Genomic DNA, 24,809 nt, shown 5'->3' with positions numbered 1-24,809 from the left:
TATTTTTTGTTTTAATGCTCGAAAGCTGACCATGTTTTGTCAAACTCTCTTATTTTTTTAATTATTCATTAATTCAGATAGTAGTTCTTTAGCTGATTCTTGAAGACTGTCTTTTGACTTGTCATACCCAAGGTGAGTATAAATTTCGCCAACATAAACCTTATCTTGATAGAGCTTGTTGAAGACTTTATCAATGATAGGACGAGTTTTTTCTTCTTCTTGAACAGGGCCGAATGGGTTAGCGAAGAATGTTGTACTCATACCAACTTCATCAGTTGTCCCAAGGGCTTTACGTTTACCAGCAATAAATGTTGCCTTAGCGTGATCTTCGTCAGGGAATTGATGTAAACCAATCTCTGAATCGTAGTTATTTGCGTAAACCCACATGTCGATTGAATGATGTTCGACCACATGTTTGTAAGTGTTGGCAGGCAAGATAACACGGGCATTCTTGAGCTCAGGGTTCAAGTAGATACCACGATCCATATTGTTAAAGGCGACGGAACTGCTCAAGTCATCCAAACGAACGAATGCACCTGTTTCAGTACCTTGGGCGTAAACATTGCCTTTTTCATCGAAAGCAAAGCTACCCATATCGTCGAAAATAGTTTCAATGTTGATGATTTTATCATCAGCGACTTCTTGTAATGCTTCAATTGATTCAGACTTTCCGGCACCAGAATCACCGAAGAAGACAACTGACTTAGTTTTACCATTTGAGAAACTGATATTAACCATTGAACCGTGGATTGGCAAACGGCTTTCATAAATCATGTGTAAGTTGTGAACGGTTAGACACATCTTCTTCATATAACCGAAGTAAGTTGTCTTGTCGTTATAAGGAACTTCACCGACCCAGATGTCGTTTTCTTCATCGTGATAATAATGGCTGACGTCACCCTCAGTCTTTTTGAGACCGAAGAGAATAATTTCATCAGGTTTTTGTCCGGCAATACTGTCAGCGTCAGCGACTTCAAACAAGTTGGCCAAAGCAATACCACTGACAAAGTAGTCGCGATGGAAGTAGATAAATGCTAAACTTTCACCGATTTTAGCAGGGAAACAGTACCAGTCTTTTTGGTCGCCATCGAATTTATCGATAGGATTGTCTTTAACAGCGCTGAAAACACCTTCACGTTTATTACTCTTAGTGTGCATCATCATTGGTGGACGCAACATGATTGTATCCAAGAAACGAATGCTTTCTAGAGCTTGGTAATTTTGGGGAGCAGCCCATTTGACTGATTGAGTTAGGACGCAGGCATTAGTACCAGCGTTGATTTGACGGTAAGTACGATTAGAAAATCCTTGAATTTTTTCTTCAATAGCACGATAAAGGTGAAGCACGACTTCATTGAAACGGTTGTCAATGTTCATGAAATTGCCTTTAACAATGGCACTGCTGTGCTTATTGATGAGAGAAACTCTAAAGTATGAACGGTAATATGAGTAGAAATCTTCAATACTCTTTAAGATTTGTTCATTACCGTATTTTTCATATGTAGGTTTATCGTCGATTAAGACAGCTTTCAGGATGCCGATGTAAGTATCAGCTTGTAAACCTTCCACTTTATTGGTTACAGCCAGTTGACTCTCTTCTAGGTATAGGTCAACTAAATTGTGAAAACCTTTGCTGTTGATTAACTGAAAAATATCTTGGACGTATTCTTCGTTGTAATTAATTACGGCAACTGATCGATTAGGATTAATATAAAAGGCCTTTGATTCGATAGCTTGTAATGAATTAGACATATGTTAAAGTTCCCCTTTCAAAAATGAGATTAATGACAGTTTATAGCATTTTTCGGTAAATGGGTAGTAAAAATTAGAATTAATTTAATTTTTAGAATCTTTGAAATGCTTTATTGCCGTAATATTCAGCTTTCACAAATATATTTTAAAAATTTCAAAATAAAAAATTTTTTATTAAATTAATTGTAATCTAAGAAAGGGGCCGCCGGAGGTCGGCAGTGATTTTTTGCCCGCTATGAGGACCGACTTGAGCCAAGGTCTCAAGTCTCGCTTTGAAGCCTTACCAAAACCCGGTAAGTCTCCAAAGTCGCCCTGTGGTGTAATGGCTAAAGCCATAACGCCACCTCCACAGCGGGCAAAAATCACTGCCAACCTCCGGCTAATGGGTGGAATCGGATGTTTGGTATTTTTAAATCCGAATTCAAGCCCAAAATCTGGGATAAAATTCGTAAAAAAAGAGCCCAAATCGTTTATGATTTGAGTCCAGTTTTATTTAATCTAATAATTGATTGTAACTTGTTACCTTGTTTTCACCGTTATCACGTGTCATCATTGTTAAACTAGAATTTCTAGGACTTACCGTTACGTCAAAGTTACCATCGTTATAACGGTCTGTGATTGAACGAATTGTTGTTCCGTGTGAAACTAAGAGAATTTTGTCGCCATCTTTGGCAATTTCATCGAGTTTTTCGAAGCCTTTGTTAACACGGTTCCAATATTCTTCAGCGTTTTCGGCATCGTGGAATGGATCGGCTTCTTTCATGAAGTCTTTTGTGGCGTCCATACCATACTTTGCAATAATTTCTGCGAAACTCTTGGCTCCGTGGGGTTCACCGACCATGAACCAAGCTTCGGGAGAATTCATACCCTCGTAATAACCGTAGAATTCTTCACGAAACTCCATTAATTTTTGAGGTGTGATTTTATCGTGGTTGATATTTTCATCCACAATTAATTTGCAAGTATCGATTGCTCGTCTGGCATCTGAAGAAAATGCGGCCGCAAAGTCGACGTCTTTCAAAGCATGTGCTGCTTTCTTAGCGACTTCGACTCCTTCTGGGGCAAGGGGAGTATCGGACCAACCTTGCATTTTATTGTATTTGTTAAACCAAGTACGTCCGTGACGAACTAGGTAAATTTGATATTTTGCCATTATAAAAAAATATCCTCCTCAATGTTTGTGGTTCTAGTTTACTACTGCCGCCTCCGGTTACAAGTGATTTTCGTCTGCTATGGGAACACTGGTCCAACAGCAGGCTATCTTTCACCTCTCGACCCTGTAGGTGGGACTAAATTAGTGACTGATTATATTTAGTTAACTTGTTAACGCCATTATCACGCTCCATGAGTGTCAAACTGGCATTTGCTGGAATATCATTTATCTCTAATTCGGGTGTCTTATAACGGACTGCTAGGCCCAAAATAGTGATGCTGTGTGTTACTAAGAGAATTTTATCTCCGTCGTGAGCAATCTGATCAATTTTCTTAAATCCACGGTCGATTCGGCTCCAATATTCTTGGGCACTTTCGGCATCGTGAAGTGGATCAGCTTCTTTTACAAAATCCATGGTGGCGTCAAAGCCATATTTTTTAACAATGTCGGTAAATGTTCTGGCTTGATGTGGTTTTCCGATGGCAAACCAGGATTCATCAATACTGCGGCCTTCAAAATAGCCATAGAATTGCTCTCTGAATTCGGAAAGTTCTTGGGGAACTAAGTTATTTATATTTCTTCTTGTAATGATACGTGTTGTATCGACTGCACGTTTCATATCTGAGGTCACGGCAGCTGCAAAATCAACAGTTCGTAAAGATTCAGCAGCTTTTTGTGCCACGGCAACGCCCTCGTCTGTTAGCGGAGTGTCGGACCAACCTTGCATCTTTTCATATTCGTTGTACCAAGTTTTACCGTGTCGTACTAAATAAATTTGATATGCCATAATTAGCGCCTCCCAGCACGATAAGTTTACTATATTAGGAGCTTATCTTTGGTTATTTTGCTTATGATTATGTAAAGTGAGTATGTCGATATAATTTGGAGGTAGTGGATTTATGAAAATAGCAGTAATTGGGGCAAATGGTAAAGAAGGTTCTTTGATTGTCAAAGAGGCTTTAAGTAGAAATTTGGATGTGACTTCAATCGTACGTGATGCGAAGAAATCACCAACTGATAAATATTTAGTAAGAGATGTTTACAGTTTGAAAGCTGAGGATATTAAAGATTTTGATGTGTTGGTTGACGCTTTAGGATTCTTTGGACCATCTGTTAAAGAGTACGTTCCCGCAATGGAACATTTGATTGAAATTATTGGAAATGCTAAAACTAGATTATTGGTTGTTGGTGGCGCAGGATCACTTTATGTTGATAAGGCTCATACAACTAAACTTTACCAACAAGCTGATTTTCCCGATGCTATTAAACCTTTGAGTGAAGAAATGGCCAAGTCATTGGATATTTTGCGTGATAGCAAGATTGATTGGACATTTATCAGTCCAGCAGCCGATTTCCAAGCTAAAGCAGAACGCACTGGCAAGTATGTTTTAGCTGGTGAAGAATTAACTTTTAATGATGAAGGAAAAAGTGAAATAAGTTACGCTGACTTTGCATTGGCGATGGTTGATGAAATTTTGGCAGACAAGCATTCTAAAGAACGTATTAGTGTAAGGTGGTAATTAAATGAAGGTACTTTTAACATATACAAGCATGACTGGTCGTAATGAAAAGATTGCTAATTATTTGGCCGACTATTTAAAAGAAAAAGGCGCTGATGTCGATTTAGAAGAAATTATCGATACAGATGCCTTTGGATTGACGGATTATGACGCTGTGATCGTAGAAAGTTATACATATCACGATGGTGAAGTCCCTGACGAGGCTCAAGATTTTTATGAAGATTTAGCTGACGTTGATTTGGAAAGAACTAAGTTTGCGGTGTTAGGTTCTAGTTCAAAGAAACATATTCACTTTGGCCGTGCCGTTGATTATTTCACGATGCAACTTAACTCTAGCAACGGGGAACAAGTTAGCGATTCTGTGAAGATTGATCAGGACCCTGATGAAGATGATTTCAAGCGAGTTAGAGATTTGGGCGATAGAGTTTTGAAGAGTTTGAAATAAAAATAAGCTGTCACATGAACAAAACCTCAATGGGGGTGTTCTGTGACAGCTTATTTTTTTGGATCATAAATAATTGAGATGACATACTTCTAAAACCCTGTTAGAAGTGGGGGGTCAATACATTTTGTTTCATAAGTAAATGAGATGACATACTTCTAAAACAGCAGCGATTAACTCAATGGCTGCCTGTTCGGTTCTTAAGTAATTGAGATGACATACTTCTAAAACAAGAGGTCAGTGAACCGGATGATAGTATTCGGTTCTTAAGTAATTGAGATGACATACTTCTAAAACTTTAAATCAGCATTTCGGACTAAAGGCAACGGTTCTTAAGTAATTGAGATGACATACTTCTAAAACCTCATTGAACGTTTAGCTGTATCAATATCAGGTTCTTAAGTAATTGAGATGACATACTTCTAAAACAGAAGTTGAAGAGTTATTAATAGATTGAACGGTTCTTAAGTAATTGAGATGACATACTTCTAAAACATGGCATTTAACAAAGGCTGTGTAAGATTTGGTTCTTAAGTAATTGAGATGACATACTTCTAAAACAACATCAGCTTTGTCATCAGGCATAGTAAAGGTTCTTAAGTAATTGAGATGACATACTTCTAAAACCTCAGTCTTGCGCCTGTGACACGTATAACAGGTTCTTAAGTAATTGAGATGACATACTTCTAAAACATGATGAACGACCTGATGGACGTGTATTCAGGTTCTTAAGTAATTGAGATGACATACTTCTAAAACAACGCTATCGTTAACGAAGTCAAATACATGGGTTCTTAAGTAATTGAGATGACATACTTCTAAAACCTCAAAAATAAGTATTCATACAGAACAATTGGTTCTTAAGTAATTGAGATGACATACTTCTAAAACTGAGGTTTTCGCTTGGACAAAAGTTCATCTGGTTCTTAAGTAATTGAGATGACATACTTCTAAAACTTTACTATGACCACGTGAACTAAATACGGGGGTTCTTAAGTAATTGAGATGACATACTTCTAAAACAAGTAGACATTAACGATTACTTGTCAATATGGTTCTTAAGTAATTGAGATGACATACTTCTAAAACTATCAGTACTAACACGCGCTTCTTCATCAAGGTTCTTAAGTAATTGAGATGACATACTTCTAAAACACATTCGTAATTTCTTATCACCATAAAATAGGTTCTTAAGTAATTGAGATGACATACTTCTAAAACATTTCGCTGCTTTGACTGAGATCCTCTCTCGGTTCTTAAGTAATTGAGATGACATACTTCTAAAACGCCTGTATCAGTTGGCTTACGATACTGGTGGGTTCTTAAGTAATTGAGATGACATACTTCTAAAACATAGAGATCTTTTCCATTGTTGTTAGGATCGGTTCTTAAGTAATTGAGATGACATACTTCTAAAACAAACTATAGCTATTGATTCAAGATTTCATGGGTTCTTAAGTAATTGAGATGACATACTTCTAAAACTGATCGTGCAGCATGTTGTCATGTGTTTTAGGTTCTTAAGTAATTGAGATGACATACTTCTAAAACCGTTGTTTTCTAATCATCCTCTAATAATCAAATCTAACGTGATCATTATCAATGGAGTAAACCTTGATATTAAGGCCTTTCTCCTTCAATAACATTGGATATGACTCTAAAGAAATAATTGTTAAATCAACAGATTTTAGATATTCATCAATCTCGTTTAACTGATCCAAGCTAAGCAGACGTTCCAAACCGTAGAAAACTAACAATTTTTTGCTGGAAAATTCTGAATAAAAACTGATTACGTCCATAATCTTATCACAGTAATTCTGCCATTTGCTAGTATCCACAAAAACTCCTTTAGCTTTTAAAATCTTTTCAAAATTAGCATAGAAATCCATACTTAAGGGGACCGTATACTGAGTGATTGCTTCAAAAACTAAATTGTTTAATTCAGAATTTGCTCCTTCAATTTCGTCTTTAATAATAGTTGAATTGGCTACCACCTTCTTTAAAATGATTTTTAATTGTGTAGCTGAATTGATGTCAAAACTATTGAGATCACCGAGCAATTCCACATCCTTAATATTTTCATCAAACGGATTTTTCGGATCAGTATAAAAGTGTAAAATTCGATTTGTATCGTCTGTCAATGTTGTGTGCTTTTTGAGGTTATGAAGTCTAAAAATTAGCTGAGAGAATTCACTTTTATTTTGAAAATTAAATAATGTCAAACCAGATCCTATTTCAAAAGGTTGGTAAGGGAAAATAGTAATTGAATTTGTCATATTACCGTCAACCTCTCGAAGGTATTCTCTTCTGAGTTATCTTTTTCTCCAGTCAAGAAGTTCATTGAGGCAAACTGCTTTTCGGTAACAATGAGTGACTGTACTAGTCCTTTTTTGGGGGCGTATAAGGATATTTTGTTATTCAATAAGTTAGCGGCTTGTCGATCAATCAAAATACAGGTATAAATAGACTCCTGCATCATAGTAAATCCATCTTGAAGTAACTTTTTTCGAAATTGTCGATAGTTTCTTCTATCCATTGCAGTCAGAGTAGGTAAATCAAACATAATCATTAATCTCAATGCTCTACACCTCATTTTTAAACCCTACCTTACCGATTGTGTCTCGCTGAGAATTTAAAAATGAGAAACAGTCATGAATATATTGAGATAGAGCATTTTTTAAAATAAAAGTCTTATCATTGTATGTTATTTCGTGATTCAATACATCAACCAATTCAAGCTTGACGTATTCATCAAAATCATAGTCTATTCGTTCTAAAACTTTAGAATCAACAAATTGCCTAAATGGTTCCATTAAATCACTAGATAGATTGAAACAGTTTCTTAAACTATGATGATGAATGCCTAATTGTGTTAAATATCCTTGTGCAGCAACTTCTTGATTGGTTGCTGATAAAAGGATCGTGTAGCCGTAATTTAACATGGCGTTTACTTTGGAATCAGACCCTCTAGTAAAATCTTCGTTGAATAGGGCGGGAAAGTATTTTCTAGCAATCACAGCTTCACGATTGGTTGAATCATTTGCTTGAATAGACGAGTATTCCGTAACGATGTCAGAAGTATCTAGATTATCTTTTTCCATGAGTGCGATTTGATTCTCAATTTTATTTTTAACAATGTCTGTCCATAGTTCTTGCTTGGCAGGAATGCTCCAAGAAATTTGATCTTCGATATTTTGATTACGTTGAATATTATTGTAATAGCCATTTAATTCAGCACAAGGATTGTGATCGGGGGAACAGAAGACAACTTTGATATTATTTTCAATCAATTCTGAAACTAAATAGCCGGTAATTACCGATTGCGTGGTGGCAATAACGATACAATTTATTTGGTGAAATGGTATTTGTTTCAAATCCATATCCGTTTGGATCAATAAATGATTAGCCTTATACGAAAGCTTGGCTTTTTGCGTTATATAAATAGTCCTCCAACCCATAATCAATCTCCTAATTATTGAAATTAATGTCGAATTACGATAATATGTAGGTGGTTCATAAGTAATTGAGATGACTTACTGAATTAAAATAAACATAAATGTTAAATAGCCTTAGGGCCACTCCCGCGTGGGAGTATTTTTTTTGCCCTTTTTTAATCAATGTGGAATTTAGTTTGGTATAATCCCGTTACTGATTGATAGACTAAGTCTGTATTTTCCAATGGGATTCTTTTCTTTTTTCTACCAAGATCTTTTTTTGACACTTCTCCAAGTTTAATTGAGATACGGCTTGAATTGGCATGAAGCATTATTAATAATTGTTGAAGTACATTAACCTTTTCTATTACAGTTGCTGACTGGAAGTTTTCCCTTATAGAAACTAAATATTCTTGTTCATCAATGTAAAAAGGGAAAAAAGTTTTAATTTTATTTGTGATTTCATCGAATATTTCTAAAAGGATATCTGTATCGTAAAATGATAGTATTTGATCATATTCTGAGGTTGGAGCATGTAGTAATGTTAGCAAAGCAACATGTTCGAATGGAAGAAATAATTGTTGTGCGTTTGCTATTTCTTTTTCAGATTGTACCGATAGATAACCGTTCTTTGGGTTATAAGTTAATTGACCGATAGGAATCTTAGTTTTTAAGACTTCTATCGTTTTTTTATGTTTAATATTATTTTCAAGCCATGATTGCAGTGATAGTTTACCATCATCAATCATTTTAGAAAATCTTATAGGAACAGATACCATTGTTGGCTTTTTTTGATCTACTTTAATTATTGCTAAGTAAGATGATTGTACGCCACTGTATCCGCCATAGATTTTAGGGTCCAGATTCTTTTTTTGAGGAATTGGATTTTTAACATTCTCATCATGGGGTGAATATAGTGTTTGTTTATAAAACTCTCCAGTTTTAATTTCTGTTCTTTTGGTGATGTTGTATTGCTTATAATTGAAGATTTTAATTACTTTTCTTTTATAATCCATATTCCAAATAGTTTCCATGGTTTTATTGTTTATTAATGTTTCCCCATTAACTAATGGAGCCAAAATAAAGCCATTTTTTTGACTGTCTGGAATTTTGCCATGATTCTTCACGCTATTTTGAGCCTGAGCAAAGAATTTTCGATATTCTTTTTTTATTAATAGCATTTCATCACTTGGAAATCTTTGAATACGATATAGTCCTAAGAGACAAGCTAAATAAGCATCTTGAGCATGGTGAAAGTCGTTAACATCACGATTCTTGATAAATTCGGGATGTTTGAAGTGATACTTATCGTCTTGCTCACTAAATGCAGTTCTAAATGCACTCGATAGATTAGCCTTAGTTTCGACGCAAGTTGTTCCTTGTTCTTTATACATATTGTCGAGTATGTTGGCAACGTTTTTAATTATTTGAGATGTCTGTACTAATTGGCGATTAATAAAATGTACTTTATCATCCTCAGTAATTGTGGTTCTAGTTAAATTTTTGAATTTCTTAGGGCTAATCATTCCGTGGTCCTTCATGTAGATCCATCGTTCCATATTTTTGTTAATGATTGAAGGTTGGAGTAATAAATCATCGGCTTTTCTTTGATTCTCCTTGGCCAATACCAAGGCTTTATTTTCTAGAGAATCATCTTTAATGTATGTGCGTGGCAAAATATGATCTACTTGATATTCAGATAGTCGATTAATGTCCAGTGCTTCGTCAGAATATAACGATTTTCCATTTTGTAAGAAATATAGCATTAATCTTTCTTTAGAAAGATCCTTGTCATGACTTTCTAATTCTTTTTGAATACTTTTGTCTGGTACCAAGTAATCACGCAAATCGAGTTTGAATTTCTTTGTATCCTCAGACAGGTTGTTATAGAGTTTTTTTAAACGTTTCTTTCTGGATTCAGATAGTGTAGAAGTTTTATCCTCACGCGTGAATTCTAAGAAGATATGTTGTGGAGCATGCCCCATGAATTTTACTAACTCCTTAACAATGTTAATTGATTGAATAATCCCTCGTTTTAAAGCAGGGGAGGTATGAATATTGTCAACCAATTCATTGATGTCGGTTTTGTCGTCAGTGCCTAGATTGTAATCTTCCAGGATAGATTCAAAATTGTATTTATCCTTGTGAAGAATACTATAAAAGTTATTATTAGTTGACCACATTAAATCAAGAATAGAGTAAGGGTGTAATTGGTGGGACTTATAGATGGTAGATTCTACCTTTATATCACAGAGTAATTTTTTAGAAATTCTCCCCCAACCTCGATAACGCATATTTGATATCTTTCTTATTTGCTGGTCACTGTAAGGATAATTAGAATGTCGGATTTTTTCAGATAGTATTTGTTTGTCTTCAAAAACTGTTAGCCATTCAGCTAATTCTTCTAACTGTGAAGAATTCCTTGGATTGTTGACAAAGTCCATACCAAAGATTGCTTTCATATCAATAAAGGTGGATAAGCTTGAATTAAATTCTGAAGGTTTAGATAGTCCGATAATTGTAGGGTCAGTAAAGTAACTGTTCCTTATCAACCATTTTTTTAATTGGTCACTCTTAACAGTTTTATATCTTTTGAAGAGTTCTTCAAAAATTTGTTGTTTTACTTCTACAGATAATTTTGAACCTAAAGGATCTTGGGATAAGTTTTTACTAATCCTAATGTTGTTAAGTTCATTAAGAACTTCAAATTTTTGATAGATTAAACTATTTTTAGGTAGTACGGGTTCTCCGACTAAATAAGTATCAGTTGTTGTCATACGTTTAATAAAGTTATTTGAAGACTTTTCTCGGTCAATAACTTCATCAAAATTCCAAGGTCTAGCTTTTGCTTGTATTTTCTTTACCATCCAAGAGAAGTTCTTGTCAGTAGGAGCTTGGATAGGTCCTACATAATATGGAATTCTGAAACTTAGAATTGAAATGATTTTTTCACGATTCTCTTTTAAAAATGGATAATATTTACTTTGATTATCGATGATTTTTTCTAATTCAATGAGATTTAATTGAAAAGGAATTACACCATTATTACTAGTACGTTGTTTTGGAAGATACGTATTAGCATCTATCTTTTTCAAAGCATCTTTGGCAAGGTCTTCAGGAATAGCAATTTTTAAAAATGGCGAAATAGCTTTGTAAAAGTCCTCAGTATTATATGATCCGTGAACATATTCTTTGTAGGCCTTTCGTGATTTCTTGATTAAATCTGGGTTTGTGGTTTTATACCACATTTCTTTTAGTTCTTGAAGGTCTGAACAATGTGTATCATACTGTTTGATTTTGGCTAAACTTAAGTATGTCTTGCCATCCAGAATGTCATTTAAAGTAATGGAACTATAGAGTTCATTTGCAGAAGAAATAAAATGAATTTGTTCATCAGACAAAAGGCTATCGAGATTGTTAAGCTTCAATTCAATATCTTTAGCGGATAATGAAAGTTTCTCATCATCTTTATCTAAGGAAGTATGGAAAATTGTATTTAGATTTGCGGAATTACCTAAAATTAGTTTCAATACTTCTTTTAGATATTTCTTTGTATCCTTGTCTAATTCTAAATTTGAAATGATTTCGTCAATTTTCGTTGAAACATTATTCGATTTTAATAATACTTCAGAAATTGCTGAATAGTCAGTATTATCAGGAAAGGCATCTTCAAATTCCATAAGTTCTTGATTGAAATTTTCTAGTGCTTTTGTAAGATTGCTACTCATTTCTGAAACGTTGAATTTACGATGATCATAGGTAAAATTGCCACGGTATTTTATTATGTTGTGTAAGGCCAAATAAACTAGTCTGATGTCAAATTGTTTATCATCAAACATCAAATCACGTCTTAAATGATAGATAGTAGGGTACTTATGATGATAATTTTTGTCAGTATAGTCGGCATCCATAAATAAATTATATTTATCACGTGTTCGTGAAGAATCTTTCTTTGAGATCCAAGAAGAGTTTAATCTGGTTAAAAATGATGGGTCAACTTTTGATAGTTCGTCAGCAAAAATTTCGTTCAACCAGTTGATTCGATTACGTCTACGGCGATAGCGTCGTCTTGTAGAGCGATTGATACGACGACCAGCAGCCGATTCCGCAGCTTCAAAGAGTCGAACTCCCCATAAATTCTTTTTTTTAATGTTTAATAAGTCATATTTACCATTGGTAACGGCCCAACCAACGGAATTTGTACCAATGTCCAATCCAATATAGTATTCTGAATCTTTCTTACTCATATCTGACTCCTTTAAAATATGATTGACTAAGGAACTTTCACTTTATACGATATACCAAATTCATTATTTCACAATATGTAATTTTTAGCTGTAAAAATCATTGTTAACTTCATAAATTTGGATAACATAGTATTTATAAGTATAAGAAACTTCAAAAGGGGGAACAGGGGATGACAAGAATAGTCGGTGTCGTGGCGTTTGGATTTATAATTTATTTTATAGTCAAAATGTTCAAGACTCGTAAGTTAGATAAGACGATTCAAACTAAAGCTATCCGAAAGCATTATCGCAATGGCTTATTATTGAGTATTTTAATCATGATAATCACACTTGGCTTTGGCGGCGGTGGAACTTCTGAACAAACCGATTCCAAACAAACGGGCAGTGCCGAGACTACTAAAGTAGTAAAAAAGCAGAAGTATATCGGTAAGGACAAGTACCAAATTGCCAAAAAAGAGAATGTAGCTTTACTTGCTAAGAAAAAGAAACTTCAAGAACAAGCAGATAGTCTACAGTCGCAAAAGGATAAGATTGCTAGTGATGAGGCAGCTGCTAAACAAAAGGAACAAGAGCAACAGGCAGCCGCTCAAAAGCAACAAGCAGAGCAAGCAAAACAGCAACAAGAACAAGCTGCAGCTGCACAGAAACAACAGCAATCGCAACAGTCTGCATCGCAAACTCAGACTAAAGGTGATATGAACACATCTGATTCAGGATCCATTGTTGGAAATGTTAACTCGCACATCTACCACGTCCCTGGTCAAGCCGGTTACAACATGAATTCATCTAATGCAGTCTATTTTCACAACGAGCAAGAGGCCATCAATGCCGGTTATAGGAGGGCAAAACGCTAATGAAAAAGTTAGTTAGATTTTTAGTTTTATTAGCCTTAGTTCCAGCCACGGCAACAGTCACAACGCAGAGTCAGGCTGCTTCTAAGAGCAATGTTAAAACTGAATATGTGAAGAATTACTCTTATCAAAAGAAAACTAAGAAGTTAGTTTCAAAAAATAAGCAACTCAAGAAATCAATTTCTAAACTTCAACAAGAGATTGCGGACAATCAAAAGTTCCTTGATGATCACAACAACAAGCCAACTCAAACAGCTGCTAATACTGATTTAGCCAATATGAATTACAATGGCACGCAGGAAATAGTCGTCAATAACAATAATCCTAGCTTTAACCAAGACGATTTGAGTACAGCTAAAGGTGCTTGGCAACAGTATGGCGACCTCGATAATCTCAACCGAGTTACTGCCGCTAACGCATTGTTGAATATTTCACTTATGCCATCAGCTAAACGGGAACCTTTACATTGGAATCCAACAGGCTGGCACAATAAGAAAATCAATGGTGGCTGGCTTTACAACCGCAGTCATTTAATTGGTTATCAGTTAACAGGCCAAAATAATAATCCGAAAAATTTGATGACTGGGACACGTTCATTGAACAGTCCAGAAATGTTAGCACACGAAATGGATATTGCTTATTATTTGAAACAAAGTAGTTCACATTACATTAGATATCGTGTCACACCAGTCTTTCGTGGGGATGAATTGTTGCCACGTGGTGTTCAGATGGAAGCACAATCGATTGGTGACAATGCCGTTCACTTCAATGTTTACATTTTTAATGTTCAGTCAGGTGTCACACTAAATTACGCAGACGGAACAAGTCAAATTGGATAAAACACAAAAAAGACGATCACAATGTGACCGCCTTTTCTATTGGCTAAATCTTCTTGCAGCACTCAAGCTATCCTTCTTAGTACCTTTAATAATAGCTTCTTCTAACCTAATCTTTTCATCCAAACAATTTAACCGCTCAGTGGCCGCATCAAGGTCTGACTGGGCTTTTTTTCGTTGCTCTAACAACAATGCGTGACGTTTTTTCAAAGCTGCAGGACCGGTTTTCTGACTCAATTGTAAGTACGTTTGAATTTCAGAAAGCGACAATCCCAAGTCCCTTTGAAACTTAATACCTTTCAGCCAAGTGATGGATTCATCGTCGAAAACTCTTTCACCGTCAAGATCACGCTGAATGGAAGGGACCAAGCCAAGGTCGCAGTAATAACGAATAGTTGGAATTGAAAGACCGACCGTTTTACTTACTTCAGAAATTTTCAAGAATAATCACACCCTTTGAAATGAACTTTCAAGGACAAGGGTAGCATCTTTACAGGACGATTCTGATTACATAATGTCAATGAGGTGGGTGGACTGAAATATTCCGCTGAAGGTCGTCAATAATATAGTCTGCGTGGGGACCGGTCCGAGCCAGAATGTGGTCTCGAACCTCGATTTGAATCCTTGCCACAGTTCGGCAAGTATCCAAACTCGTCCCGTGGTGTAATGGCTAAAGCCATAACGCCACCTCCACAGCTTGACTATATTATTGACGACCTTCGGCTAGGTTTTCTGGAGTTGATAATGTCTAAAATTTTTATGTATAAGTCTTTAAATATGAATATGTATTCTGAAAATATAAGGCGAAAATGAAAGTATAAATTAGCCGGAGGGTTCGAGGCAGTAAGGTGCCAGCAATTGCAGTGGTGTTAGGGCGTTTCGCCCTTACAGCACAGGACGTGTTTTGAAATTCGCGTACTTTGCGAAGTTCAAAACCGAGGTGAGAGACCTTGCGCCCGAACCGGTCCAACAGCAGGCAACCTTACTGCCTCGAACCCGGAGGCGGCAAACAAAAAAATCCCCCAAATCCAAACGGATTTAGGAGACCTAATTTGTTATTTTTTAGACTTATTAGTAGTTTTCTTAAAAATAGAACTAATGATAAATATAATCACAACAGCCATAAAGACAAACGTGACAATCGTATTGATGTAATCAAGACTAGCAGGCAATTTAACAAAGTTCATCAGTGTGATATAAACACAGTAAATAGCGATGAAAGTCAAAAGAATCGTATCACCAGTCCAAACCTTTTCTTTATCACGATGTGAGTATTTTGAGATCATGTAGATAATGTAAATGACAATCAATAATACAGCAACCATTGATGTAATAGCGTTTCTAGCCAATTCAAAGTTAGCAGGTACCATAATTTTACCCCCAGATAAAATTTCTAAATAATATAGTGTGTTAAGTAATAATGTGTTTTAAACATTGTTATTAATTATAGTCGTATATCCGAATAATTAGTATTTTTATATTAAATTGCAGCAGATCAACTAGTCGGAAGGGAAGAGAATATTCACCCGCTGTGGTTGTGGCGTTACAGCTTTAGCTGTTACACCACCGGGCGAGTTTGGAGACTTACCGGTCTTTGGTAAGTCTTCAAACCGAGGTGTGAGACCTTGGCTCACGCCGGTCCGCATAGCAGGTTAATATTTCTCTTCCCTGGAGACGGCCCAAAAGAAAAAACTGGAGATTCCTGAACAAAAAGATTGTCCAAGAAAACCCAGTTTATTCAAAGTGCATAATTTTTAAAGTTTTAAATTAGTCTTTTGAAACTTTTTCTTTCCATGAAGTTGCAGTTTCAGCAAGAACTTCGTTCAATTCTTCGATGTTCTTCTTACCTTGATCGTTCATCCACTTCTTACCAGCTTCTTCACCATCTTTGGCGAATGGTTCGATAGCACCTCTCCATGTGGCACGTCCACATAGAACACCATTGAACTTAGCATCAGCATCTTTAGCTAGGTGTAGTTCATCTCTGAAGGCCTTAGCTGTAACACCGGCACTCAAGAAGATATATGGCAAGTTTGTAGCATCGCTTTGTTCCTTGAAGTACTTGATAGCTTCATCCTTTGTGTAAACAACAGGGTTGTCGCCGTTAAATCCTTCAACGTAGTCAAGGTTAATAGGAACTTCAACCTTCAAAACATCGATGTTGTACTTAGGCTTTGAGAATTCTTTCATAGCTTCGATAACCTTGTGAGGCTTTACCTTAGCATATTCGGCACTCTTAACGTCACCAATTGAGTCATCGTATGTAACTAATTCAACGAAGAAAGGAATATCTTCAGCAACACATTCGTCACCAATTCTTTCTACAAATGCTTCCTTTTGGTCGATGATTGATTTATCTTCATCTGGATCGATGTAAAGCAAGAACTTGATTGAGTCGGCTCCGGCTTCCTTCAAACGACGTACTGACCATACTGAAATCAAATCAGGTAATCTACCTGGTTCAGTTGCATCATAACCAGTCTTTTCGTATGAAACTAATAGACCTGAGCCTGCTGCTCTAACCTTTGATGCTGGAAGACCATATTCTGGGTCCAAAAGGATAGCTGAAGCATAAGGTGTCAATTCAGAAGCAATAGCTTTCTTGAATTCAACGATATCTTCTTCGTTAGCTGGCTTGTTTGCGGCTGCGGCTAACATCTTCTTTAGTGAACCACGTTGGTCAATAGCAAGAGCTGCAATAACTCCGTTCTTGTCAGACATTTTTTCTAGTGCTGCGTACTTTTTTGCTGTTGTCATATACATTCATTCCTCCGAATAATAAATTAAACATTAGTACTTAACTATGTCTACCTTTTCAAAATAATCCTCATACTGACTAATGTCAATATTTCCAGTCTTTTCCTGTAAAGTATTTAGGATACCGACTGTCATAGCTCTTTTCATAATATCTTCTGGTTTTTCATCTTTTACGATACCTGCGGCTAAACCAGCTACAGTGGAATCGCCTGATCCAACAGGGTTAACGGCGTGAATTTTTGGAATATTTACTTTGAAGAAGTTATTTTGGTATTTAACGAATGCGCCCTGCGAACCTAGTGAAACCACAACCCAAGGAATTCCTTGGAAAATTTCTTCGGTTGCTAATTTGTCTTTCAAGTCGTTCAAATCACTGATTTCTTTACCAATTAATTGAGCAATTTCATCTTGATTAGGTTTAATCATAAATGGCTTAACATCGCTTTCTAGAGCTAAACGTAATGCCTCGTTAGAACTATCCAGAATAACGGGAACATTGTGCTTAGCAGCGACATTTACCATCTTGGAATAAAGGGCCTTTGAAAGGCCTTGTGGTAAACTTCCAGAGATTGTTACTAAATTGAAGCTACTTACTTGATCGTCGAAATGCTCTAGAAAAGCGTTTTCGTCGTCTTTTGAAAGGATAGGACCTGCTTCAAGAATCTCAGTTTGGTCACCATTGTCGTGTAGAATAGCGATACAGTTACGAGATTCTTGACTGATCTTCATGAAAGCGTGATCGATGTCATTTTCATCAAGTTGGTTAGTAATGTATTGGCCGATTGTTCCACCAATAATTCCTGATGCTGTGACATCAACGCTAAGTTGCTTGAGAACCCTTGTAACGTTTAATCCCTTACCACCAGCTGTCTTGGAAACATCCTTAACACGATTGACGGTATCAATATTTAGATGTTCTAGTGGATAGGAGATATCAACTGAAGGATTCATTGTGATTGTTAAAACTGAATTACTCATTGTGCGGACCCCTTTATTAAATTTAAAATAGTCTGGTTCAGGCCATTAAAAATGGGTTCTATGAAACAAAACCTCTCAAAGTTAGTCCAGCTTGATGCACTGTACCACGTGGTTCAGTGCATCAAGCCGGGCTAACTTTTTTATTTCATATAGCCCTGATGAGTTACACAATGGCAGCTCACTTTTTTTGTTTTTCTTTGATTTGGATTGGAAGGTTAGGGTGGATGCCTTGTATGTGTATGTAGAGGTTGTTAGACCTCTTTATATAGGCAGTGGCTCTAAAACGAGTTCCGCAAGCCAATTTCTTCCGCTTTACATACCTTCCCAAATCGTCCGCCAAGTACGCGGACAATTCGGGAAGCTACGTAAATGCTCGGAAATTCCCAGGCTTGCTCCACTCTCTAAATCCTAGTCATGATAGAATCCTTCGTCCCATAGCTTCATTTCATGATCGTAGAAGTGTGGATTGTCGTGTTGGTCTGGATTGTCCTTTGATTCAACGGCATCAATCTTCTTAACTAGATCGTCATCTTCACCTAAATAGTCAGCAGCAAGGAATGTCTTAACGATTTCTTCAGCTAGATGTTCACCGACAACGGCACCACCAAAGCTGATAACATTAGCATTCAAGTGTTCTTTGGCATACTTAGCAGTTGTTGTATCAGCAACTAATGCAGCACGAACGCCTTGGTTCTTGTCAGCGGCTGTTGAAATACCAACACCAGTACCACAAAGTACGACACCATAGTCGGCTTTGCCATCACGTACAAGGTTAGCTACACGTAATCCGTAGATAGGGTAGTGAGTTCTTGTGTGGTCATATGTACCAACATCAATAACCTTGTGACCCATAGCTTTTAACATTTCTGAAATTTTGATTTTAGTATCTGTAACAATATGGTCGTTTCCTAATGCAATAATCATAAATTGATTTCCTCCTATTAATATAGTTTTTCTAGCATGTCCAAACGGATTTGGTGACGTCCACCAGCGTATTCAACACCTAAGTATTCATCGACGATTGATTCTGCACGTTTGTTACCAACAATTCCAGCACCAATAGCAATTGCTTTAGCACCGTTGTGTTGTGTTGTCATGTGAGCTGTATTTTCTTCAGTAACGTTAGCTGTTACCATGCCGTGAATCTTGTTACTTGCCATGGCTGAACCTGTACCATATTCATCAAACATAATTCCACGGTCTGTCTTGCCATCAAGTACGGCACGAGAAACTGCAACTGATGAATCTACGAAATCAGCAGCTGGTTCTTCTGAAAGGTCTACAACTTCGTAGCCTTTGCCTTCATTTTCAAGATAACTCTTGATGTAATTTTTTAATTCAAATCCTGCTTTATCTGAAGCTAATGCGATTTTCATAAAAATATTCCCTCCAATTATTTGGTAATAAGTCTTAAATATTGTTGATAATAATCGATAGTCTCTTTTGAAGTGCTCTTGTTAGTCACTAGATAATCTACATCGTCCAAACTATAGAAGGTATAGAAATCATTACGATTCAACTTATATCTATCTGCAACAATGTATTTCGTCTGTGAGTTATTCAAAGCGACGCTTTGGATTCGACCTTCTTCGGTGTTAGCAGTCATAATCTGAGAATTCTGAATCCCATTGACCCCGACGAATGCTTTGTCGAATTTCAATCCATTCACAGCATTGCTTGCCAAAGCACCGATTAAAGTTCCTGAACGGCTACGATAAATACCACCAGCTAAAATTAATTCACAATTAAGATCCGAATTCTTAAAGCTTTCAAATACAGGAATGCTAATCGTTACGACCCTCAAAGAATTAATATCTTTAGTAATGTTTTGAGCAATCAATTCAAGCGTTGTTCCTGGACCGATAAAGACAGTATCGAAATTGTCGATTTGGTTAGCTGCCAGTTTAGCTAGTTCTTGTTTTTCCTTAATATGTACCTGGCGTTTTTCTACGTGAGAAGCTTCTTCTAGTGGAGAAACGCTAATTTTTTGTGCTCCACCGTGTATCCTGATCAACTTGCCAGATTCTGACAACTCTTCAAGATCACGACGGATGGTCATATCAGAACAATTCAATAATGTAGTTAAATCGTTAACAGTAACGATGTCGTTCTTATCTAATTCCGATAGTATCTTTAGAAAGCGTTCTTTCTTTAACAAAAGATCACCTCTTTTTGTTTACTATTGTTCGTTACAAACATAATTTAGCATTGGAATGTTCGCTTGTCAATCATTTTTGGTAAGTAAGTGTTTATTTCTTTGTAAGCATTTACCTTGTTAATACGTCAAGAAATCGGGTGGCTCATTGCTATATATAGGAAGGGCTATTTATGGCTTTATAATTTTATATTTAGTATTGACATATTTTGTGCAAGCGTTTACTATTGTTCTTGTAAACAAAAACAAACAAACGGGTAGGTGATGGTGTTAATGGGCGAATTAGCTGCTGATCAACTATTTAGCGAAAGCGAAGTTTATATTTCTAAAGCTTCTACACAGGAGGAAGTGTTTCGCGAAATAGCAGATTCTTTATTAAAGAAGGATCTTGTAACTGAAGACTTCATTAATAATTTATTGGAACGTGAACAAAACTATCCAACCGGAATTGATATGTCAGTTGTATCTCCAAAGATACCAAATATAGCTATTCCACATACGGAGAGCGAATTCGTCAAAGCACGAATGATTGTTCCTATTAAATTAGATAAAGAAATTTCTTTCCATAATATGATTGATCCATCGAAAGAATTTCCAGTGAAGTTTTTGTTCATGATTCTTAACAATGATCCAGAAGGCCAATCAAACATTTTGGCACAGATCATGGACTTCATGGCTCGTACTTCTGAAAACGAGCTTGTACCATTCTTTAAGAGTGACAATCCTAAAGAAATCTATTCATTCTTGAATAGAAAATTTATTAAATATGCGAAGAGCAATGAATAAAAAAGGAGAGTGTAATTATGTTTAAGATTTTAGCTGCTTGTGGTGCCGGAGTTAACTCAAGCCACCAAATCAAGGATGCTTTGGAAACAGAAATGAGCAATCGTGGATACGATGTTCAAGCCGATGCCGTTATGGTTAAGGATATTACAGAAGATATGATGAAGGATTACGATCTATTTACACCAATCGCTGCCACAGATCTTGGATTTACACCAAGCTGTCCAGTTGTTGATGCTGGTCCTATCCTATATAGAATGCCTGCTATGGCCAAACCAGTTTATGACCAAGTAGAACAAGCTATTAAGGACAGTGGCAAGGCATAAAATACGTTCATCTAGGGGGAAACGGATATGTCAGGAATTATTGATTTCGCCAACGCGATATTCAAACCTTTAATTGATCTTGGTGCCGCACCAATGATGTTAATTGTTTTGACTATTATCGCTTTGGTATTTAGAGTTAAATTCTCTAAAGCTTTGGAGGGTGGTATTAAATTAGCCATCGCTCTTACCGCTATCAGTGCCGTTATTGGATTGTTAACAACAGCTTTCCAAGATGCATTGAATGCGTTCGTTAAGTCTACTGGTATTCAACTATCAGTTACTGACTTAGGTTGGGCTCCACTTGCTACTATTACTTGGGGTTCACCTTACACATTGTTCTTCTTGCTTGTTATGGTTATCGTTAATATCGTTATGATCGTTATGAACAAGACAAACACACTTGATGTTGATATTTTTGATATTTGGCATCTAGCTTTCGTTGGTTTGCTAGCAATGTTCTTCGGTGCTAACTTACTAATCACTACATGTTTAGTTATTTTCATTGGTGTTTTGAAGATTATCAACTCTGATTTAATGAAACCTACTTTTAATGATCTATTACATGCACCAGCTTCAAACCCAATGACAACAACACATATGAACTACATGATGAACCCAATCATCATGGTATTTGATAAGTTATTCGATGTTATCTTCCCATGGTTAGATAAATTCGACTTCGATGCTGCCGCATTGAACAAGAAGATTGGATTCTGGGGAAGCAAATTCGCAATTGGTATTTATTTAGGTATCTTTATTGGTTTACTTTCACACCAAGGTATTAAGGAAATCTTTACACTATCATTTACAGCTGCTTTCTGTTTGGAACTATTCTCACTTATCGGTTCATGGTTTATCGCCGCTGTTGAACCATTGTCACAAGGTATTACAGACTTTGCTAACAAGAAACTTAAAGGTCGTACAATGAACGTTGGACTTGACTGGCCATTTATCGCCGGACGTGCTGAAATCTGGGCTGCCGCTAACGTTTTGGCACCTATCATGCTTCTTGAAGCACTTGTATTACCTGGAAACAAGATCTTGCCTTTAGGTGGTATCATCGCCATGGGTGTAACACCAGCTTTGCTAGTTGTTACACGTGGTAAGATTATCCGTATGATCGTTATTGGTGCTATTGAATTGCCTCTATTCCTATGGGCAGGTACATTATCAGCACCTATGGTTACAGCTACAGCCAAGAAGCTTGGCGCATTCCCTAAGGGTCTTGCATCAGGTACAATGATTTCCCACTCAACTATGGAAGGTCCTATTGAAAAATTCTTAGCTTACTTAGTTGGTAACGCTTCAACTGGTCAAATTAAGTTTGTTCTTTACGCTGCATTAGCACTTGTTGCATACCTATTGATCTTTATCTGGTACGCACAACAAATGAAGAAGAGAAACAAAGTTTATGCTGACGAAGCTGCTGCTAAAGCTGCTAAATAGTATATAAATGTTTTAAAAAATCCCGAATTTTCTGATTCGGGATTTTTTTTTGCGTTCTGCCGTCTCCAGAGATGAGAAGTATTTCGCCTGCTATGCGGAACGGTTCGAGCCAAAGGGCGGTCTCGAACCTCGGTTGAAGCCTTGCAAAACCAGCAAGTCTTCAACTCGCCCGGTGGTGTAACGGCTAAAGCCGTAACGCCACTTTCATAGCTGGTGAATACTTCTCATCTCTTCCGACTAGTTAATCTGTATTGTGTTGTATGTGTCCTTATGGGGTTATTTGTGTGTCTTGGAAAGCATTTAATGATAGCCTTTTGAAAGTAATTAGATAATAAATGATGTTGGCTGATGATTGGTTTTAAATGAATATGATGAATAGTCAATTCATTCTAATAAATTAGTCGGAAGGTCAGAGAATACATACACGCTGTGGGTGTGGCGTTAGAGCTTCAGCTCTTACACCACCGGGCGAGTTTGGAGACTTACCGTACTTTGGTAAGGCTTCAAATCAAGGTCCGAGACCGCACTGTGGCTCGGACCGGTCCGCATAGCGAGTATGTATTCTCTGACCTGGAGACGGCACCCCAGATTAATATTTAGTTATTAAATCTAAACAGTTTAGCCATACTTAAGAAATATATTTTAGTATAGTGAACATTAATGTAAAAAATGTTGAAAGCTGGCAGTTATTGGTGCCAGCTATTGTATAATAAACTTGAGGAGATGACCGGTATGAGCAGAACACCATATACGTATCAAGATACGGATGCTTTTAAAAGTACGGAACAATTAATTATCAGAGGTCGTTTTTTTGCGACAACTGTTTCTGATAAATTTGATCAATTTGAACCCGAAAAAAGAAATATCCACAAAATTCTGAATATCAAAAACAAACTATTAGTTCCAGAACTTTTAGCAGTTAAGCGTGAGAGAATGTCGAAGTCGCTCTTTGCTTTCTTTCGCGGTACCGTTGATGTGATGCATTATGACATGTCGCGGAATGAGAATAGTGGCATCAAAGTATTAGTTGGTGGCGACGCTCATCTCGGTAATTTCGGTTTTTACGGTTCTTCCGAAGGCCAGTTACTCTTTGATATGAACGATTTCGATGAAGCCCATTTAGGTCATTGGGAATATGATTTAAAACGATTGTTGGTCAGCGCCTTGTTGGTTGCTAGAGCCCATAATTTTGTCGAAACCGACGTTCAGGAATTTTTGCTAACGGTAGTTGATACTTATTTTGACACCTTGAAACACATGACAAAAATTTCCGAAATGAAAAGATTTATTTTACCAAATACGCTACAAAATATTACTGAAATATTTGGTATGCTCAAAGATAATGAGGAGTATTTCCAAGAATCATTCAATAACATGATTGCTAAGAGTATCAAAAAGGCTCAGAAGAGCAATTCGCGATTAGTTATTGAAAAATATACTGAGGTCAGTGCCAGTGGCGAACGTCGTTTTGTCGAAAATAAGCCGGTGACACAGCACATCAGTGAGAAAGACTATAAGAGTGTCGTTGATGGATACCAGAGTTACAAGAAGCATCAACGTAGCGATGTCAGGCTGTTTTTGGAGGATTTCGATATTATCGATATCGTCCGTCACAGTGTCGGTGTAGGGAGTGTGGGAACTCTTTGCTACTTGATTTTGCTACAAGATTTGGACAGTAACTACTTGGTACTCCAGGCTAAGCAAGCTTTGCCAATTTACAATGATGACAAATTGTATTCTGATGATGAAATTAGTCAGGGTCAAAATATCGTCAACAGTCAATTGATTTTGCAAAGTGCTTCAGATCCATTCTTGGGAGCCTTCGATACGAAGAAATATAGTTTTTACATGCGTCAATTTAAGGATATGAAGTCGTCTATTAACCTGGATAAACTAGATTTTGAATCATTTGAGGATTATACAAAGGTTTGTGTCATTCTACTTGCCAGAGCGCACTCACATTCACCTAACTATCCGTTGATTATTGGATTTGGTGAAGAGTATGCAGATATTGCCAATTCGTTGATGAACTTTACCAATAGTTACGTCAAACAAGTGGAATATGATTACGAATCATTTAAGAAAGAACAGAGGGATGAAAGACAAAAATAGGAATGAAGGTTAATTAG

At 36.6% G+C, this 24,809-nt stretch carries 22 protein-coding genes and 1 CRISPR repeat array; of the genes, 8 read left to right on the top strand and 14 right to left on the bottom strand.

Annotated features, from left to right (window positions below):
* Positions 1-57 precede the first annotated feature (57 nt).
* The 3 genes from JP39_RS11335 to JP39_RS11325 form a co-directional block, all read right to left on the bottom strand.
* Complete coding sequence (locus JP39_RS11335; RefSeq protein ID WP_041499979.1) at positions 58-1,752, bottom strand: phosphoenolpyruvate carboxykinase (ATP); 1,695 nt, start codon at positions 1,750-1,752, stop codon at positions 58-60.
* Positions 1,753-2,245: 493 nt separating this feature from the next.
* Complete coding sequence (locus JP39_RS11330; protein ID WP_041499981.1) at positions 2,246-2,905, bottom strand: histidine phosphatase family protein; 660 nt, start codon at positions 2,903-2,905, stop codon at positions 2,246-2,248.
* Between the two features lie 136 nt (positions 2,906-3,041).
* The gene (locus tag JP39_RS11325; RefSeq protein WP_041499982.1) at positions 3,042-3,692 is read right to left on the bottom strand and encodes a histidine phosphatase family protein; all 651 of its coding nucleotides are present in this window, start codon (positions 3,690-3,692) and stop codon (positions 3,042-3,044) included.
* 112 nt (positions 3,693-3,804) lie between these two features.
* On the opposite strand from JP39_RS11325, the gene JP39_RS11320 reads away from it, so the two are divergent.
* Together JP39_RS11320 and JP39_RS11315 are read left to right on the top strand one after the other, a co-directional pair.
* Positions 3,805-4,425, top strand: a complete 621-nt coding sequence (locus JP39_RS11320) for an NAD(P)-dependent oxidoreductase (RefSeq protein WP_041499983.1) — start codon at positions 3,805-3,807, stop codon at positions 4,423-4,425.
* A gap of 4 nt (positions 4,426-4,429) precedes the next feature.
* Positions 4,430-4,870: a flavodoxin domain-containing protein gene (locus tag JP39_RS11315; RefSeq protein WP_041499984.1), complete on the top strand. Its 441-nt coding sequence runs from the start codon at positions 4,430-4,432 to the stop codon at positions 4,868-4,870.
* A 60-nt stretch (positions 4,871-4,930) separates the two neighbouring features.
* Positions 4,931-6,418: a CRISPR direct-repeat array (repeat unit 36 nt; unit sequence GGTTCTTAAGTAATTGAGATGACATACTTCTAAAAC).
* Between the two features lie 20 nt (positions 6,419-6,438).
* Here the strand turns inward: JP39_RS11315 and csn2 are convergent.
* From csn2 to cas9, 4 genes are all read right to left on the bottom strand, one after another.
* The gene (gene csn2, locus JP39_RS11310) at positions 6,439-7,143 is read right to left on the bottom strand and encodes a type II-A CRISPR-associated protein Csn2 (RefSeq protein ID WP_041499986.1); all 705 of its coding nucleotides are present in this window, start codon (positions 7,141-7,143) and stop codon (positions 6,439-6,441) included.
* On the bottom strand, positions 7,140-7,436 hold the full coding sequence (gene cas2 / locus JP39_RS11305) for a CRISPR-associated endonuclease Cas2 (RefSeq protein WP_371851528.1): 297 nt from the start codon (positions 7,434-7,436) through the stop codon (positions 7,140-7,142). Before cas2 ends, csn2 begins: the two co-directional genes overlap by 4 nt.
* Positions 7,437-7,449: 13 nt before the next feature.
* Complete coding sequence (gene cas1, locus JP39_RS11300; protein WP_041499989.1) at positions 7,450-8,325, bottom strand: type II CRISPR-associated endonuclease Cas1; 876 nt, start codon at positions 8,323-8,325, stop codon at positions 7,450-7,452.
* A 152-nt stretch (positions 8,326-8,477) separates the two neighbouring features.
* Positions 8,478-12,548 (bottom strand): type II CRISPR RNA-guided endonuclease Cas9, encoded by a 4,071-nt coding sequence (gene cas9 / locus JP39_RS11295; RefSeq protein ID WP_041499991.1) that lies wholly within the window; start codon positions 12,546-12,548, stop codon positions 8,478-8,480.
* Between the two features lie 170 nt (positions 12,549-12,718).
* Here cas9 and JP39_RS11290 point away from each other — a divergent pair, with 170 nt between their 5' ends.
* On the top strand, positions 12,719-13,402 hold the full coding sequence (locus JP39_RS11290) for a sunset domain-containing protein (protein WP_053085060.1): 684 nt from the start codon (positions 12,719-12,721) through the stop codon (positions 13,400-13,402).
* Complete coding sequence (locus JP39_RS11285) at positions 13,402-14,238, top strand: DNA/RNA non-specific endonuclease (protein WP_041499992.1); 837 nt, start codon at positions 13,402-13,404, stop codon at positions 14,236-14,238. Before JP39_RS11290 ends, JP39_RS11285 begins: the two co-directional genes overlap by 1 nt.
* Before the next feature lie 36 nt (positions 14,239-14,274).
* On the opposite strand, the gene JP39_RS11280 is transcribed toward JP39_RS11285, so the two are convergent.
* The 7 genes from JP39_RS11280 to JP39_RS11250 form a co-directional block, all read right to left on the bottom strand.
* A complete protein-coding gene (locus JP39_RS11280) occupies positions 14,275-14,676 on the bottom strand; it encodes a MerR family transcriptional regulator (protein ID WP_041499994.1) in 402 nt (133 codons plus the stop codon).
* A 614-nt stretch (positions 14,677-15,290) separates the two neighbouring features.
* Positions 15,291-15,605: a hypothetical protein gene (locus JP39_RS11275; RefSeq protein WP_041499995.1), complete on the bottom strand. Its 315-nt coding sequence runs from the start codon at positions 15,603-15,605 to the stop codon at positions 15,291-15,293.
* Positions 15,606-16,002: 397 nt separating this feature from the next.
* A complete protein-coding gene (gene lacD, locus JP39_RS11270) occupies positions 16,003-16,992 on the bottom strand; it encodes a tagatose-bisphosphate aldolase (RefSeq protein WP_211257136.1) in 990 nt (329 codons plus the stop codon).
* A gap of 33 nt (positions 16,993-17,025) precedes the next feature.
* Entirely contained in the window at positions 17,026-17,970 is a 945-nt protein-coding gene (locus tag JP39_RS11265; RefSeq protein ID WP_041499998.1) for a hexose kinase, read from the bottom strand.
* Between the two features lie 408 nt (positions 17,971-18,378).
* Complete coding sequence (gene lacB / locus JP39_RS11260) at positions 18,379-18,894, bottom strand: galactose-6-phosphate isomerase subunit LacB (protein WP_041500000.1); 516 nt, start codon at positions 18,892-18,894, stop codon at positions 18,379-18,381.
* A 17-nt stretch (positions 18,895-18,911) separates the two neighbouring features.
* A complete protein-coding gene (gene lacA, locus JP39_RS11255; protein ID WP_041500002.1) occupies positions 18,912-19,346 on the bottom strand; it encodes a galactose-6-phosphate isomerase subunit LacA in 435 nt (144 codons plus the stop codon).
* 17 nt (positions 19,347-19,363) lie between these two features.
* The gene (locus JP39_RS11250) at positions 19,364-20,128 is read right to left on the bottom strand and encodes a DeoR/GlpR family DNA-binding transcription regulator (RefSeq protein WP_041500004.1); all 765 of its coding nucleotides are present in this window, start codon (positions 20,126-20,128) and stop codon (positions 19,364-19,366) included.
* A 270-nt stretch (positions 20,129-20,398) separates the two neighbouring features.
* Between JP39_RS11250 and JP39_RS11245 the strand changes: the two genes are divergently transcribed.
* The 4 genes from JP39_RS11245 to JP39_RS11230 all read left to right on the top strand — a co-directional run bounded on the left by JP39_RS11245 (position 20,399) and on the right by JP39_RS11230 (position 24,792).
* Complete coding sequence (locus JP39_RS11245) at positions 20,399-20,911, top strand: PTS sugar transporter subunit IIA (RefSeq protein WP_041500006.1); 513 nt, start codon at positions 20,399-20,401, stop codon at positions 20,909-20,911.
* Positions 20,912-20,928: 17 nt separating this feature from the next.
* Positions 20,929-21,234, top strand: coding sequence for a PTS sugar transporter subunit IIB (locus JP39_RS11240; RefSeq protein WP_010018929.1), 306 nt, complete (start codon positions 20,929-20,931; stop codon positions 21,232-21,234).
* Between the two features lie 27 nt (positions 21,235-21,261).
* A complete protein-coding gene (locus tag JP39_RS11235; protein ID WP_041500009.1) occupies positions 21,262-22,680 on the top strand; it encodes a PTS galactitol transporter subunit IIC in 1,419 nt (472 codons plus the stop codon).
* A 732-nt stretch (positions 22,681-23,412) separates the two neighbouring features.
* Positions 23,413-24,792, top strand: coding sequence for a DUF2252 domain-containing protein (locus JP39_RS11230; RefSeq protein WP_041500010.1), 1,380 nt, complete (start codon positions 23,413-23,415; stop codon positions 24,790-24,792).
* Positions 24,793-24,809: the final 17 nt, after the last annotated feature.

The sequence above is a fragment of the Companilactobacillus heilongjiangensis genome (assembly GCF_000831645.3).
Classification (GTDB): domain Bacteria; phylum Bacillota; class Bacilli; order Lactobacillales; family Lactobacillaceae; genus Companilactobacillus; species Companilactobacillus heilongjiangensis.
This window is presented reverse-complemented; position numbering and strand designations above follow the sequence as displayed.

What these genes read in the sequence shown, in the direction of transcription:
- JP39_RS11265 (WP_041499998.1), bottom strand. Translation starts at nt 17,970, where the DNA reads ATGAGTAATTCAGTTTTAACAATCACAATGAATCCTTCAGTTGATATC.
- lacA (WP_041500002.1), bottom strand. Translation starts at nt 19,346, where the DNA reads ATGAAAATCGCATTAGCTTCAGATAAAGCAGGATTTGAATTAAAAAAT.
- lacD (WP_211257136.1), bottom strand. Translation starts at nt 16,992, where the DNA reads ATGACAACAGCAAAAAAGTACGCAGCACTAGAAAAAATGTCTGACAAG.
- JP39_RS11235 (WP_041500009.1), top strand. Translation starts at nt 21,262, where the DNA reads ATGTCAGGAATTATTGATTTCGCCAACGCGATATTCAAACCTTTAATT.
- JP39_RS11330 (WP_041499981.1), bottom strand. Translation starts at nt 2,905, where the DNA reads ATGGCAAAATATCAAATTTACCTAGTTCGTCACGGACGTACTTGGTTT.
- JP39_RS11290 (WP_053085060.1), top strand. Translation starts at nt 12,719, where the DNA reads ATGACAAGAATAGTCGGTGTCGTGGCGTTTGGATTTATAATTTATTTT.
- JP39_RS11325 (WP_041499982.1), bottom strand. Translation starts at nt 3,692, where the DNA reads ATGGCATATCAAATTTATTTAGTACGACACGGTAAAACTTGGTACAAC.
- JP39_RS11285 (WP_041499992.1), top strand. Translation starts at nt 13,402, where the DNA reads ATGAAAAAGTTAGTTAGATTTTTAGTTTTATTAGCCTTAGTTCCAGCC.
- JP39_RS11245 (WP_041500006.1), top strand. Translation starts at nt 20,399, where the DNA reads ATGGGCGAATTAGCTGCTGATCAACTATTTAGCGAAAGCGAAGTTTAT.
- cas9 (WP_041499991.1), bottom strand. Translation starts at nt 12,548, where the DNA reads ATGAGTAAGAAAGATTCAGAATACTATATTGGATTGGACATTGGTACA.
- JP39_RS11315 (WP_041499984.1), top strand. Translation starts at nt 4,430, where the DNA reads ATGAAGGTACTTTTAACATATACAAGCATGACTGGTCGTAATGAAAAG.
- cas1 (WP_041499989.1), bottom strand. Translation starts at nt 8,325, where the DNA reads ATGGGTTGGAGGACTATTTATATAACGCAAAAAGCCAAGCTTTCGTAT.
- JP39_RS11275 (WP_041499995.1), bottom strand. Translation starts at nt 15,605, where the DNA reads ATGGTACCTGCTAACTTTGAATTGGCTAGAAACGCTATTACATCAATG.
- JP39_RS11230 (WP_041500010.1), top strand. Translation starts at nt 23,413, where the DNA reads ATGAGCAGAACACCATATACGTATCAAGATACGGATGCTTTTAAAAGT.
- JP39_RS11320 (WP_041499983.1), top strand. Translation starts at nt 3,805, where the DNA reads ATGAAAATAGCAGTAATTGGGGCAAATGGTAAAGAAGGTTCTTTGATT.
- cas2 (WP_371851528.1), bottom strand. Translation starts at nt 7,436, where the DNA reads ATGATTATGTTTGATTTACCTACTCTGACTGCAATGGATAGAAGAAAC.
- lacB (WP_041500000.1), bottom strand. Translation starts at nt 18,894, where the DNA reads ATGATTATTGCATTAGGAAACGACCATATTGTTACAGATACTAAAATC.
- JP39_RS11335 (WP_041499979.1), bottom strand. Translation starts at nt 1,752, where the DNA reads ATGTCTAATTCATTACAAGCTATCGAATCAAAGGCCTTTTATATTAAT.
- JP39_RS11240 (WP_010018929.1), top strand. Translation starts at nt 20,929, where the DNA reads ATGTTTAAGATTTTAGCTGCTTGTGGTGCCGGAGTTAACTCAAGCCAC.
- csn2 (WP_041499986.1), bottom strand. Translation starts at nt 7,143, where the DNA reads ATGACAAATTCAATTACTATTTTCCCTTACCAACCTTTTGAAATAGGA.